Source organism: Nonomuraea sp. NPDC048901 (assembly GCF_040649695.1).
GTDB lineage: Bacteria > Actinomycetota > Actinomycetes > Streptosporangiales > Streptosporangiaceae > Nonomuraea.
On sequence record NZ_JBEZFW010000009.1, the window covers coordinates 33,233 to 46,785 of the forward strand.

Sequence of the window (13,553 nt, forward strand, 5' to 3'; positions counted from 1 at the left end):
GTTGCTCCGGGCCTCATGCGTCTTTGCTAGGACTCGGGGGCTTTCGCGCCGAGGCTGATGAGCATCGACTTGAGCTCACCGAACCCGGTCTTGAGCTCACCCACATCGGTCTTGAGCTCACCGACTCCCGTCTTGAGCTCACTGACATCGGTCTTGAGTTCGGCTATGTCCTTGTCGACGGCCTCGAATCGACGGGCCATGGACAACTCGAGGTTGTCGAGCCTGGTGTTCTGCTGATCGAGGCGATGATTGACCTTTGCAATGTCTTGGTTGACCCGGTCGAAGCCATCCAATGTGTCGCTATTGAGCGTGTAGATCTTCTCGTCGAGCTGGTTCGCCCGGCTGTCGATCTTCTGGTTGAGCTCTTTGGTCCGCTTGTCGATCTTGTCGAGGATGTTCTTGCCCATGGCGTCCGCGCGCTCATGGTGGGTGTTGAACCGTTCGGCGACCGTCATGTCAGGCACACCGCTAACTGTACGTCTCTCGAGTACGGAGACCCGGCCCTCGAGCTCAATCACTGCCGCGTGCAAGTCCAACTCTGGCGCTCCTTTGAAGGGGGGATTGCGCTTGCATCGCAGAAGTTACCCTCCGTGACCGGAGCGTCGCAACCAGATACGAAAACCTGTACGACCTACTCCGCCCGCCTGAACTGCGCGATCCCAACCCCAAGCAGAACGGCCCCCAGCAAGGCCACAACCCCGAGCTCCACCCCCACCGGCACCTGGAAGTCGAACCACCGGACCCCGGGATTGAGCACCGCGTTCACCTGTGCGGGCACGTCGAGGTGGGAGAACACCGCGTGCCGCATCGGGTCCACCGCGTACGTCATCGGGTTGATCACCGTCAGCAGGTGCAGCCACGACGGCAGGTTGGCCAGCGGAAACATGGCCCCCGACAGGAACAGCATCGGCATGATCGCCATCTGCATGAGACCGAAGAAGGTCTGCATGTTCCGCATCCGGGCCGCCAGCATCACCCCGAACGCCGTGATCGTGAACGCCGCGAGGAACATCTCCGCCAGCATCGTCACGATCAGTGCCGGCGAGTACGGTACGCCGACCAGCCCGGCCATCGCCAGGATGATGACGCCCTGCCCGGTGGCCACCACGGCCCCGCCCAGGCACTTGCCGACCACGATCGCCGCGCGTGAGACCGGGGCGACGAGCATCTCGCGCAGGAAGCCGAACTCGCGGTCCCACACGATGGACCCGGCCGAGAACATGCCGGTCATGATCACGGTCATCGAGATCATGCCGGGATACATGAAGGTGCGGTAGTCGATGCCCGGGATGGCGCCGCGCACCAGTGAGCCGAGCCCGGTGCCCATCACGAACAGCCACAGCACCGGCTGCAGCAGCATCGACAGCATGCGGGTGCGGTCGTTGACGAACCGCAGCAGCTCCCGGTGCAGCACCACCTTGACCGCCCGGAGGTCGTGCCCGGCGCCTTGCACCGGCACCCGGACGCCGATCGCCTCTGTCGCCATCCCTACCACCCCGCCATCGCGTTGATCCAGGCCATGACTACCGCCTCGCCATCGCTCTCATCCACGTCCGGCCGCCCGACTCGCCGCCTTCCTCGGCGTCGCGGATCGTGGAACCCGTGTAGTTCATGAACACGTCGTCGAGTGAGGGCCGTGAGACGCTCACCGACCTGATCGGCATGCCCAACTCGGCGAACAGCCGGGGCACGAACTCCTCGCCCGACGCCACGGCGAACGTCACCGCGCCCTCGTGTACGGCCGCCTCCAGGCCGAACTCCTCGCGCAGCGCCCGGATCGCGGCGGCGTCGTCGCCGGTGTGGATCTGTACCCGATCCTTGCCGACGCTGGCCTTCAGCGCCTCCGGCGAGTCGATGACGACGACCTCGCCGTGGTCGATGATCGCGATCCGGTCGCAGTACTCGGCCTCGTCCATGTAGTGGGTGGTCATGAAGATGGTGATGTCCTCCAGGCGCCGGAGCTGGTTGATGTAGCCCCAGATGGCCGAGCGGGTCTGCGGGTCGAGGCCGACCGTGGGCTCGTCCAGGAACAGCACCCGGGGTGAGTGCAGGAGCCCGCGGGCGATCTCCAGCCGCCGCTTCATGCCGCCGGAGAACGTCATGACCTTGGCGTCCTTGCGGTCCCAGAGCGCGACCATCTCCATGACCTGCCGGATCCGGTCGCCGACGACGCTCTTCGGCACACCGTACAGCTCGGCGTGGAAGCGCAGGTTCTGCTCGGCGCTCAGGTAGCTGTCGAGCGTCGGGTCCTGGAAGACCAGGCCGATGTTCCGGCGTACCTCGTCGCGCTGGCGCACCACGTCGTACCCGGCGACCGTCGCGCTGCCGCCGGTCGGGTTGACGAGTGTGCAGAGCATGCTGATCGTGGTGGTCTTCCCGGCTCCGTTCGGGCCGAGGAAGCCGAAGACCTCGCCGGGGGCCACGTCGAAGTCGACGCCTTTGACGGCCTCGATCTTCCCGTAGTCCTTCCTTAAGCCGTGTACGGCCACCGCCGCGTCTGTCATCGCTCAGTCCTCCGCGAGGATCTGGAAAACGGACTTGCGCGTCTGCCTGAGCAGCTTCTTGGCCCGGACGACCTGCTGGTCGTTGGCCGTCCGCGCCAGGTGGCTGAACGCCTCGTTGAGCTGGGCCCACAGCAGTCGCAGCTCGTGCCGGTCCTCGGGCACGGAGCGCGCCACCTCGTCCCAGGGCGGCTCGCCGTCGAGATGACGTACGGCCCGCTCACGGCCCTGCTCGGTCAGGCTGTAGAGCCGGGAACCGCCGGTGTCGTCACCGGTTACCAGGCCCTCGTCCTCCAGTTGCTGGAGTGCCGGATAGACCGAGCCGGGACTGGGCCGCCACACTCCGCGGCTGCGCTCCTCTATGTCCTGGATCATCTGGTAGCCGTTCTTCGGCCCTTCGGCGAGCAGGCTCAGCAGCGCGGCCCTGACGTCTCCCCGCCGTACGCGCGGAGCGCCGCCCTCCCAGCCCATCGGCGGCACATCGGGCATGCCGCCCATCCCCGGCGCACCTCCCATTCCCGGCCCGCCGCCCGAAAAGACCGGCGGACCAGGCGGGCCCGGGGGAAGCGGGGGGTGCGGTGGCGGTGGGGCGCCGGGCGGCCCTTCCCACATGTGTGGATCACGCATCACGCCTCCAACTATCGAGATAGCGTGACGATATATCTAGATAGTTGGCATGAATAGCCCCATTTTTGGGTGTTGTGGCGCTGTGTTAGTGAGCCTTAACCGAGGCCGCGATGGCGGCCCGGGCCATCGCGTGCAGGAGGAGGCGCATGGCGCGCGCGGGGAGCTCGCCGGCGCTGTGCGGCGTGGAGTTGAGCAGCCCGAAGACGGCGTGCGTGGCGGCCCGCAGGCGCGGGGGCGGGCACGACGGATGCAGCTCGGCCAGCACGGTGACCCATTCCTCGACGTACAGCCGCTGCAGCCGCCTGATCTGCCGCCGCTCCGGCTCGGGCACGTTGCCCAGCTCCCGGTCGTGCACGGTGATCAGCGCGGGCTGTTCGAGCGCGAAGGTGATCTGCACGTTCAGGAGCGCGTCGAGCGTCTCCTCGGGCCCGCCGGGCGAGGTGACCGCCGCGGCGGCCGATTCGCGCAGCCGCGAGCTGATGCCCAGCAGCATCTCGGCGAGCAGCGCCTCCTTGCCGCTGAAGTGGCGATAGAGCGCCGGGCCCGAGACGCCGACGGCGCCGCCGATGTCCTCGATCGAGACGCCGTGGAAGCCGCGCGCGGCGAACAGGTTCGCGGCCGCGCCGAGGATCTCCAGGCGCCGGCTGCCCCGGCTCCGCGTCGTCGTCACGTCTCACATGGTAGACGGTTACGTTAATGATGACTAACATCTGCCTCATAACGGAGGGGGATACATGAGCGACTGGCCGGTGCTGAACTCGGCCGCGAACCCCGGCAGCGAGGCGTACAAGCACAACGCCGAGCTCAACGAGCGGCTCGCCGCCGACCTGCTGGAGCGCCTCGCCGTGGCCGCCGCGGGCGGTCCCGAGCGGTCGCGGCAGCGCCACGTCGAACGCGGCAAGCTGCTGCCGCGCGACCGCGTCGACGGCCTGCTCGACCCCGGCTCCCGCTTCCTGGAGCTGTCGCCGCTGGCCGCCAACGGCCTCTACGACGACCAGGCGCCGGCCGCCGGGATCATCACCGGCGTCGGCCGGATCGCCGGGCGCGAGTGCGTGGTCGTGGCCAACGACGCCACCGTGAAGGGCGGCACGTACTACCCGATCACCGTCAAGAAGCACCTGCGCGCGCAGGAGGTGGCGCTGCACAACCACCTGCCGTGCGTGTACCTGGTCGACTCGGGCGGCGCGTTCCTCCCCAAGCAGGACGAGGTCTTCCCCGACCGGGAGCACTTCGGCCGCATCTTCTACAACCAGGCCACGATGTCCGCGCGCGGCATCCCGCAGATCGCCGCCGTGCTGGGATCGTGTACGGCGGGCGGCGCGTACGTCCCGGCCATGAGCGACGAGGCCGTCATCGTGCGCGACCAGGGCACCATCTTCCTCGGCGGCCCGCCGCTGGTGAAGGCGGCCACCGGCGAGGAGGTCACGGCCGAGGAGCTGGGCGGCGGCGACCTGCACGCCCGCGTCAGCGGCGTCACCGACCACCTGGCCGACGACGACGCGCACGCGCTGGCCATCGTCCGCGACATCGTCTCCACGCTGGCCCCGAGAGCCGAGCGGCCCTGGGACCGGGTCGAGCCCGAGGAGCCCCGCCACGACCCGCGCGACCTCTACGGCATCGTGCCCGCCGACACCCGCCGGCCGTACGAGGTGCGGGAGATCATCGCGCGGCTCGTCGACGGCTCGCGGTTCCTGGAGTTCAAAGCCGAGTACGGCGCGACGCTGGTCACCGGCTTCGCCCACCTGCACGGGCACCCGGTCGGGATCATCGCGAACAACGGCATCCTGTTCAGCGAGTCCGCCCTGAAGGGGGCGCACTTCATCGAGCTGTGCGACCGCAGGCGCATCCCGCTGGTGTTCCTGCAGAACATCAGCGGGTTCATGGTCGGCAAGGCGTACGAGGCGGGCGGCATCGCCAAGCACGGCGCCAAGATGGTCACCGCGGTCTCCTGCGCCAGGGTGCCGAAGTTCACCGTGGTGATCGGCGGGTCGTTCGGCGCGGGCAACTACGCGATGGCCGGGCGGGCGTACTCTCCCAGGTTCCTGTGGATGTGGCCGAACGCCCGCATCTCGGTCATGGGCGGCGAGCAGGCCGCGAACGTGCTCACAACCGTCGGCAACGCCGACGCGGAGGCCATCAGGGCGCAGTACGAGCACCAGGGCAATCCCTACTACTCCACGGCCCGGCTGTGGGACGACGGCGTGATCGACCCGCTCGACACCCGTACGGTCCTCGGTCTGGCACTCTCCGCGGCGGCCAACGCCCCGCTCGACCCCGTCGGCTACGGCGTCTTCCGGATGTGACCACGTTGACCACGCTGCCCATGTTCACCCGTGTCCTCGTCGCCAACCGGGGCGAGATCGCCGTCCGGGTCATCCGCACGCTGCGTGCGCTCGGCATCACGTCGGTGGCCGTCCACACGGCCTCGGACGCGGGCGCCCGGCACGTCCGCGAGGCCGACATCGCTCTCCAGATACCGAAATATCTGGACATGGGGGCGATGGTGGTGGCGGCCGAGGCGTCCGGGGCGCAGGCCGTACATCCCGGATACGGGTTCCTCGCGGAGAACGCCGAGTTCGCCCGCCGGTGCGCCGAGGCGGGGCTGGTCTTCGTCGGCCCGCCGCCCGCGGCCATCGACGCCATGGGGGACAAGATCCGCGCCAAGGCCACCGTCTCGGCCGCCGGGGTCCCCGTGGTTCCGGGCGGCGCCGAACCCGGCGACTCGCTGCTGTCCTGGACGGACTTCCCCGCCCTGATCAAGCCATCGGCGGGCGGGGGCGGCAAGGGCATGGTGCTGGTCCGTTCGGCCGCCGAGCTGCCCGACGCGCTGGAGTCGGCCCGCCGTACGGCCCGCTCCGCGTTCGGCGACGAGACCCTGCTGATCGAGCGCTACGTCGAGAACCCCCGCCACATCGAGATCCAGGTGCTGGCCGACACCCACGGCAACGTCGTCCATCTGGGCGAACGCGAGTGCAGCCTGCAACGCCGCCACCAGAAGATCATCGAGGAGGCGCCGTCCCCCTTCGTCGACGCCGCGATGCGCGAGCGAATGGGCGCCGCGGCGGTGGAGGCGGCCCGCGCGGTGGGCTATGTGAGCGCGGGCACGGTCGAGTTCATCGTCGACGGCACGACCGGCGAATACCACTTCATGGAGATGAACACCCGCCTCCAGGTGGAGCACCCGGTCACCGAGCTGGTCACGGACCTCGACCTGGTGGAGCTCCAGCTCCGGGTCGCGGCGGGCGAGCCGCTGCCCTTCACCCAGGACGAGGTACGCCTCCGTGGCCACGCCGTCGAGGCCCGCGTCTACGCCGAGGACCCGTCGCGCGGCTTCCTGCCCACGGGCGGCCGGGTCCTGCGGCTGGCGGAGCCGGGTGGCGTCCGGGGCGGCTCGGGGCTGGTCGAGGGTGGTATGCGGGCCGGCTCAGGGCTGGTCGAGAGTGGCGTCCGGGTCGACTCGGGGCTGGTCGAGGGCGGTGTCGTGGGCAGCGAGTTCGACCCGATGCTGGCCAAGGTCATCGCGTGGGCGCCCACGCGGGAGGCGGCCTTCCGGCGGCTCGACCAGGCGCTCGCCGAGACGGTCGTGCTCGGGGTGATCACGAACGTCCCGTTCCTGCGGGCGCTCGCGGCGCACCCGCAGGTGCGGGCGGGCGAGCTCGACACCGGGCTGGTCGAGCGGGCCCTGCCCGCGCTGGTCCCGGCCGCCGGACCGCCCGAGGAGGTGCTGGCCGCCGCCGCGCTGGCCTTTCACACCGTGCCTCAGGCTACGGACCCGTGGGAGGTCGCGGACGGCTGGCGGGTCGGCGAGCGCGCGTGGACGGCCTGGCGGCTGGAGTCGCGGGACGGCGTCCACACGGTCCAGGTACGCGGCCTGCCCGAAAAATCAGCAGAAATCCGCATAAATCCCCCAGAGGCCGCAACCCAAGAGACCGCCGCCACCACCGCCACCGTCCCAGCGACCGGTGCGACCGGTGCGACCGGTGCGGCTGGCGCGGTCGGCGGGGTCGTGCCCGGGGTGGCCGTTCCGGCAAGGCTTCTGGTCGACGGCGCCAAGCTGACCGTCACCCTGGCCGGCCGTACCCACCACTACACCCACGCCCGCCACGACGACACCCTCTGGCTGGGCAGGGACGGACAGTCCTGGTCCCTGACCCGTCACCGCATCGGCGACCCCGGCGACCGCCCGGGCGCCGCGCACGCGGGCGACGGCGTGGTCAGAAGCCCCATGCCCGGCACCGTCCTGGTCGTCAAGGCCCAGCCGGGCGACCAGGTGAGCGCGGGCCAGCCGCTCCTCATCGTGGAGGCCATGAAGATGGAACACACCGTCACCGCCCCCTGCGACGGACGGGTCACCGAGCTGCCCGTGCAGGCGGGCCGGCCGGTCGACATGGACGCCGTCCTGGCCGTCGTCACCGCCGGGGAGTCCTGATGCGCAGGCCGTACCCGATGGAGGGCCTTCCGCACCAGGTCACCGTCTACGAGGTGGGCCCGCGCGACGGCCTGCAGAACGAGTCCGCGATCGTCCCGGTCGAGGTGAAGGCCGAGTTCATCGACCGGCTCGCCGACGCGGGCCACCGGGCGATCGAGGCCACCAGCTTCGTCCACCCCACCTGGGTGCCGCAGCTCGCCGACGCGGAAGAGCTGCTGACCCGGCTCGACCGGCGGCCGGGCGTGCGCTACCCGGTGCTCGTCCCGAACGCGCGCGGCCTGGACCGGGCGCTGGCCCACGACGTCGAGGAGATCGCCGTCTTCGCCAGCGCCACGGAGACGTTCGCCGCCAAGAACCTGAACCGGAGCCTGGAGAGCCAGTTCGACATGTTCGAGCCGGTCGTGGCCAGGGCGATCGACAACGGCGTCAAGGTCCGCGCGTACGTCTCGATGTGCTTCGGCGACCCATGGGAGGGCCCGACGCCCATCGCGCAGGTCGTCGCGGTCGGCGAGCGGCTGCTCGGCCTCGGCTGCCACGAACTGTCGCTCGGCGACACCATCGGCGTCGGCACCCCCGGGCATGTGACCGCGCTGATCGAGTCGTTCCGCGATCCCGACCGGCTGGCCGTGCACTTCCACGACACCTACGGCCAGGCCCTGGCCAACACGCTGGCCGCGCTCCGGTCGGGCGTGACCGTCGTCGACGCCTCCACCGGCGGCATCGGCGGCTGCCCCTACGCCGAGTCGGCCACGGGCAACCTCGCCACCGAGGACCTCGTGTGGATGCTGCACGGGCTCGGCATCGACACCGGCCTCGATCTCGACAAGCTCGTGTCCACGAGCACCTGGCTGGCCGAGCGGCTCGGCCGCCCCAGCCCGTCCCGCGTCGTCCAGGCCCTCGCGAAAGGCTGACCCGCCATGCTGACCGACGAGTACGAAGAGCTGCGCAAGACCGTCGAGGCGTTCGCCCGCGACGTGGTGGCGCCGGTGATCGGCGACTATTACGAGCGGGAGGAGTTCCCGTACGACATCGTGCGCCGGATGGGCGCCATGGGCCTGTTCGGCCTGCCCTTCCCCGAGGAGTACGGCGGCATGGGCGGCGACTACTTCGCGCTCTGCCTCGCCCTGGAGGAGCTGGCGCGCGCCGACTCCAGCGTGGCGATCACGCTGGAGGCCGCGGTGTCGCTGGGCGCCATGCCGATCTACCGATTCGGTACGCCCGAGCAGCGGGCGACCTGGCTGCCGGGGATGGCGGCGGGGGAGACCCTCGGCGCGTTCGGCCTGACGGAGCCCGGCGGCGGCTCCGACGTGCCCGGCGGCATGCGTACCACGGCCACGCTCGACGGCGCCGAGTGGGTGATCAACGGCACCAAGGCGTTCATCACCAATTCGGGCACCGACATCACCGGCGTGGTCGGCGTCGCCGCGCTGACCGGCGAGCGGGAGATCTCCACCATCCTCGTGCCGTCCGGGACGCCCGGATTCACGGTCTCGAAGAAGTACTCCAAGGTCGGCTGGAACGCCTCCGACACCAGGGAGCTGTCCTTCTCCGACTGCCGCGTCCCCGCCGCGAACCTGCTCGGCGAGCGCGGCCGCGGCTACGCCCAGTTCCTGCAGACGCTCGACGAGGGCCGCATCGCCATCGCCGCCGTCGGCGTCGGCTTGGCCCAGGGCTGCGTGGACGAATGCCTGCGCTACGTCAGGGACAGACGCGCGTTCGGCCACCCGATCGGCCACTACCAGGCCATCCAGTTCAAGATCGCCGACATGGAGGCCCGCGCCCACACCGCCCGCCTGGCCTACTACCACGCGGCCGAGAAGATGCTGGCCGGCGTGCCGTTCAAGAAGGAGGCGGCGATCGCCAAGCTCGTCTCCTCCAACGCCGCCATGGACAACTCCCGCGACGCGACGCAGGTCTTCGGCGGCTACGGGTTCATGAACGAGTTCCCGGTGGGCCGCTTCTACCGCGACGCCAAGATCCTGGAGATCGGCGAGGGCACCAGCGAGGTCCAGCGCATGCTGATCGCCCGCCAGCTGGGGCTGGGCGACCTGTAAACCGATCAGTTCGACGTGCCGAGCTTCTCGGCGACCGATCTGGCCACGTCCAGGGCGCCCTTGGTCAGCCTGCCCGTCGGGTCCTCGGTGACGTGCCGCTGGTAGGTCACCTGGATCACCGCGTTGCTGACCCGGACGCCGGCGGTCGCGATGGTCGGCCCCTTGCCCGTGTCGCCGGGCAGTGTGTAAAGGGTGGTCCAGGAGGCGTCGCCGATGGGCGGCTCGGCGGGGGTGGAGGTCTTGGCCAGAAGGACGGCCTCCTGCCGCTGCGCGACGAACTGCTCGTGCGCCGCCGCCACGTCACCCGGGAAGACCTTCACGTACACCTGGAGCCGGAACTGCATGTTGCCCGGCATCCCCGACCCGGGCGCGAGCGTCGACCACTCGCACTCCTCGGCCTTGATCTGCGACTTGTCCGGGAACAACGTCAGCTTCTTGACCAGGTCCTCGTCCGTGACCGTGCATGGGTCGACGGTCTTGGTGAACGTGGCGGCGCCGGTCGGCGCGGGCTCGCTCGTGCCGGCCTGCTCGCTGGGCGAAGGCGGGCTGACTGAGGGCTCGACCGTCCGCGTGGTCTTGACGGGTATGGCCACGGCCGCCGACTTGTCGGGCTGCCGGGTCAGCAGGAACAGGACGGTGAACAGCATGAGCACGACCACGGCCGCCGCCACGCTCAGGATCGCCGGCGTCACCCGCAGCCCGGGGCGGGACTGCTGGGTGGGAGCGGTGCGCGGCACGGCCGCGGTCGGGAAGTCATTTTGCTGGTTCATCGCGCCTTCTGGAGGGTGTCGGCCACCGCGCGGGCGGTCTTGAGAGCGGTGTCCCGGAGTTGGGGGGTCACCTTCGTTCGCTTCGGATGGCTGGCCTCCACCTGGATGATCACATTGCTGACCCGCATCCATATGGTGGTCGTCGAGGTGTGGGTGATGCCGGCCTCGTTGTCCTGGGCGGCCGCCTCGTCGCCCGCGCGCACCGTCCTGGTGCGCGAGGTCGTCACCGTCTGCTGGCTGCCCGCCTTGGTGTCGTGGGACCGTACGGTCTGGGTGAAGGCACGTTCGGCGGCCTTGACCGTGCCGGAGTACTTGACCTTGAGGTTGATGGACGTGCGGTCGAGAAGCCCGAGCGTGCCGACCGACCAGTAGCATTCGCTCTCGTCGTAGAGGGCGGGCTGCTTGGAATGGGAGCCGGGCAGGACGGTCTGCGCCTGGTCGTCGGTGAGCAGGGAGCACGCCTTCGGCGGCTGGCCGAACTGGCCGTCGCCCCTGGCCGGTGCGGTCGGGGGCGCCGTGGTGGGAGAGGGCGCCGGGGTCGGGGGCGCCGTGGTCGAGGCGGGCTGGGCGACGGGGGTGGCCGACGTCGTGACGGTTGGAGAGCCTCCGGAGCTGTTGACGAGTACGACCGCCGTGACCGCGATGGCCGTACCCGCCGCGAGACCGCCCAGCACGAGCGGTGTACGGCGGCGCGACCCCGCCCGGATCGGAATCGTGGCGGGCGCGGTCTCGCGCGGCCGGACGGGCAGCGGGATCGCCAGTGACTCCAGGTGCGCCCTGATGGCCCGAGGGTGCGGCCGGGCGGCGGGGTTGCGGTCGAGCATCGCCAGGAGCAGGCCGCCGAGCGGGCCCGCGTTGACGGGCGGCGGTGGTGGCAGCGTGAGCACGGCCGCGACGATCGCCATCGCCGAGTCGCGCTCGAACGGCGCCCGGCCCTCCGCGGCCAGGTACAGGGTGGCGCCGAGCGACCACAGGTCGGCCATCGGGCCCGCGGGCTCGCCGCGCAGGTGTTCGGGCGCGATGTAGCCGGGGGAGCCCGCGACGTCGCCGGCGTGCGCCGCGGCGGCGGCCGTACCCGCGCCGGGGGCGTCGCCCGTGTGCGCGGCGATGCCGAAGTCGGTCAGCACGACCTCACCGACATCGGTGATCATCACGTTGCCGGGCTTCACGTCCCTGTGCAGGATGCCGCGGTGGTGGGCGGCCTCCAGCGCGTCGAGTACGCGCAGGCCGATCGTGGCGACGTGGCCGGGCGGCAGCGGGCCGCGCGTCTTGACCAGATCGCCCAGCGAGGTGCCCGCGAGCAGGTCCATGATGATCCAGGGCTGGCCGCCCTCGGAGATCACGTCGTGCACGGTGATGATCGACGGGTGGTTCAGCGCCGCCGCCGCCCTGGCCTCGCGCAGCGTGTCGATCAGGGCCCGCTGCTGGTCCTGGCCGGGCGGCAGCCGTACCTCCTTGACCGCGACCTCGCGGTGCAGCAGCTCGTCACGCGCCCGCCACACCGTGCCCGCGCCGCCCGCCCCGAGCGGGGCGAGCAGCTGGTAGCGTCCGGCGATCACGCGCATGGTCAGGAGGCCTTGGCGTCGAGGTTCGCGGCCAGGAACTTGGCCGCCCGCGCGGCCTTGTCCCGCAGCGTGGCGTCCTTGGCCACGTCGTGCACGAAGCGGAACTCGCCCACCATGTTGCCGGTGCGGAAGAGTACGTGTACCTCGGCCTCCGCCTTGTCGTTGAACTTCACCCGGGAGATCTCGTACGCGATGGCCTCCTCGCCCGCGCCGGGGATCTCGAAGACCTCGCCCTGCTTCTCGCCCGAGCCGCCCCTGCCCGCCTTGTCCTCGGCTTCCTTCCGCGCCCCGGCGATGTGCTCCTGCGCGAGCGTGGTCTCGTAGCCGTCGCCCTGCGGCGCGTAGAGCCAGAGCGTCAGGAAGACGCTCAGCTCCTTGCCCGCCGGGGGGAGGCCCGTGGTTGACCACGCGCATCTGAACGTCGGGTCGGTCGAGGACGTGATGAACGCGCCGACGAGCTGGGTGGCCTGCGCCCTGGTGAGCAGCTGGCAGGGCCGGGGGACCTTGGAGAACTTGCCGGCCGGCAGCGTGACCGCGGGCGAGGGACTGGCGGAAACCGAGGCCGTGGGCGCCGCGCTCGTCGGGGCGGCCTTGCTCGGCGCCGGCTTCGTGGTCCGTGCCGCCGCCGACGGCGTGGCCTGCGGCGGGGCGGCGGACGACCCCATGGTCAGGATGAGCGTGACCGCGACGACGAACGCCACGACCACGGCCGCCGCCGAGCCGTACGCGGCCGTGCGCGAGACCACCCACGCGGGCGCGGGCGTCCTGACGGTGGGCACCGCGTGGCCCGCCACCTGCTCCAGTCCCCGCCGCAGCGTGCGTACGTCGGGCCGGTGGGCGGGGTCCTTGGCCAGCAGGCCGAGCAGGAGCGGGGTGAGCGTGCCGGCCCGCTGCGCCGGCCTGGGCGGCTCGGTCATCACCGCGCCGAGCGTGGCGATCGCGGTGTTGCGCTGGAACGGCGGTACGCCCTCCACCGCCGTGTAGATCGTCGCGCCGAGCGAGAACAGGTCGGACGGCGGCCCCGGCGCGACGCTCTCGGTGAGGCATTCGGGCGCGGTGAACCCCGCTGTGCCCACCGGCACGCCGCCCTGCTGGGGACCCGCTTGGGCCGCACCCGTCGGGGCGGCGATGCCGAAGTCGGACAGCAGGATGCGGCCGTCATCGGCGAGCAGCACGTTGCCCGGCTTGACGTCGCGGTGGAGCAGGCCGCGCGTGTGCGCCGAGGCCAGCGCCGACAGCACGAACAGCCCGATCGAGGCCGCCCACGGCGCCCCCATCGGCCCGCCGGTCTTGACGACCTGGTCGAGCGAGCGCCCGCGGACCAGCTCCATGATGATCCACAGCTGGCCGCCGTCGTCGATCACGTCGTGGATGCCGACCACCGCGGGGTGCCGGATCCCGGCCGCCGCGCGGGCCTCGTGCAGCGTACGGTGGCGCAGCGCGGCCTGGTCGGCGGGGGAGAGGTTCGGCGGGAGCAGCACCTGCTTCACCGCCACCTCGCGGCCGATCATGGTGTCGTGCGCGCGCCAGACGATGCCCATGCCGCCGCGGCCGAGCTGTTCGAGCAGCTGGTAGCGGCCGCCCACGAGTCGCGGTTGGTTCATTGC

Annotated in this window: 12 protein-coding genes; 4 read left to right on the top strand and 8 right to left on the bottom strand. The window is 70.9% G+C overall.

Features of this window, described 5'->3' with window-relative positions:
* Positions 1–26 precede the first annotated feature (26 nt).
* The 5 genes from AB0C30_RS30010 to AB0C30_RS30030 all read right to left on the bottom strand — a co-directional run bounded on the left by AB0C30_RS30010 (position 27) and on the right by AB0C30_RS30030 (position 3,798).
* Positions 27–455: a hypothetical protein gene (locus AB0C30_RS30010; protein WP_357950870.1), complete on the bottom strand. Its 429-nt coding sequence runs from the start codon at positions 453–455 to the stop codon at positions 27–29.
* Between the two features lie 176 nt (positions 456–631).
* Positions 632–1,486 carry an ABC transporter permease gene (locus tag AB0C30_RS30015; protein WP_357950873.1) on the bottom strand — a complete coding sequence of 285 codons (855 nt, stop codon included), beginning with the start codon at positions 1,484–1,486 and terminating at the stop codon, positions 632–634.
* Between the two features lie 37 nt (positions 1,487–1,523).
* Complete coding sequence (locus AB0C30_RS30020) at positions 1,524–2,504, bottom strand: ATP-binding cassette domain-containing protein (protein ID WP_357950877.1); 981 nt, start codon at positions 2,502–2,504, stop codon at positions 1,524–1,526.
* 3 nt (positions 2,505–2,507) lie between these two features.
* The gene (locus tag AB0C30_RS30025; protein WP_357950880.1) at positions 2,508–2,990 is read right to left on the bottom strand and encodes a PadR family transcriptional regulator; all 483 of its coding nucleotides are present in this window, start codon (positions 2,988–2,990) and stop codon (positions 2,508–2,510) included.
* Between the two features lie 223 nt (positions 2,991–3,213).
* Entirely contained in the window at positions 3,214–3,798 is a 585-nt protein-coding gene (locus tag AB0C30_RS30030) for a TetR/AcrR family transcriptional regulator (protein ID WP_357950883.1), read from the bottom strand.
* A 64-nt stretch (positions 3,799–3,862) separates the two neighbouring features.
* Between AB0C30_RS30030 and AB0C30_RS30035 the strand changes: the two genes are divergently transcribed.
* The 4 genes from AB0C30_RS30035 to AB0C30_RS30050 are packed head-to-tail and all read left to right on the top strand — an operon-like array spanning position 3,863 to position 9,611.
* Positions 3,863–5,431, top strand: a complete 1,569-nt coding sequence (locus AB0C30_RS30035; protein WP_357950885.1) for a carboxyl transferase domain-containing protein — start codon at positions 3,863–3,865, stop codon at positions 5,429–5,431.
* 20 nt (positions 5,432–5,451) lie between these two features.
* Complete coding sequence (locus AB0C30_RS30040) at positions 5,452–7,557, top strand: biotin carboxylase N-terminal domain-containing protein (protein ID WP_357951604.1); 2,106 nt, start codon at positions 5,452–5,454, stop codon at positions 7,555–7,557.
* Positions 7,557–8,468, top strand: coding sequence for a hydroxymethylglutaryl-CoA lyase (locus tag AB0C30_RS30045; RefSeq protein ID WP_357950888.1), 912 nt, complete (start codon positions 7,557–7,559; stop codon positions 8,466–8,468). Before AB0C30_RS30040 ends, AB0C30_RS30045 begins: the two co-directional genes overlap by 1 nt.
* A 6-nt stretch (positions 8,469–8,474) precedes the next feature.
* On the top strand, positions 8,475–9,611 hold the full coding sequence (locus AB0C30_RS30050; protein WP_357950891.1) for an acyl-CoA dehydrogenase family protein: 1,137 nt from the start codon (positions 8,475–8,477) through the stop codon (positions 9,609–9,611).
* Between the two features lie 5 nt (positions 9,612–9,616).
* Here the strand turns inward: AB0C30_RS30050 and AB0C30_RS30055 are convergent, their stop codons facing one another.
* From AB0C30_RS30055 to AB0C30_RS30065, 3 genes are read right to left on the bottom strand one after another with little or no spacing between them, the layout of a single operon-like run.
* Complete coding sequence (locus AB0C30_RS30055; RefSeq protein WP_357950894.1) at positions 9,617–10,381, bottom strand: hypothetical protein; 765 nt, start codon at positions 10,379–10,381, stop codon at positions 9,617–9,619.
* Positions 10,378–11,946 (bottom strand): serine/threonine-protein kinase, encoded by a 1,569-nt coding sequence (locus tag AB0C30_RS30060; protein WP_357950897.1) that lies wholly within the window; start codon positions 11,944–11,946, stop codon positions 10,378–10,380. The genes AB0C30_RS30055 and AB0C30_RS30060 overlap by 4 nt, the downstream gene beginning before the upstream one ends.
* A 2-nt stretch (positions 11,947–11,948) precedes the next feature.
* On the bottom strand, positions 11,949–13,550 hold the full coding sequence (locus tag AB0C30_RS30065) for a serine/threonine-protein kinase (protein WP_357950900.1): 1,602 nt from the start codon (positions 13,548–13,550) through the stop codon (positions 11,949–11,951).
* Between the last annotated feature and the right edge of the window lie 3 nt (positions 13,551–13,553).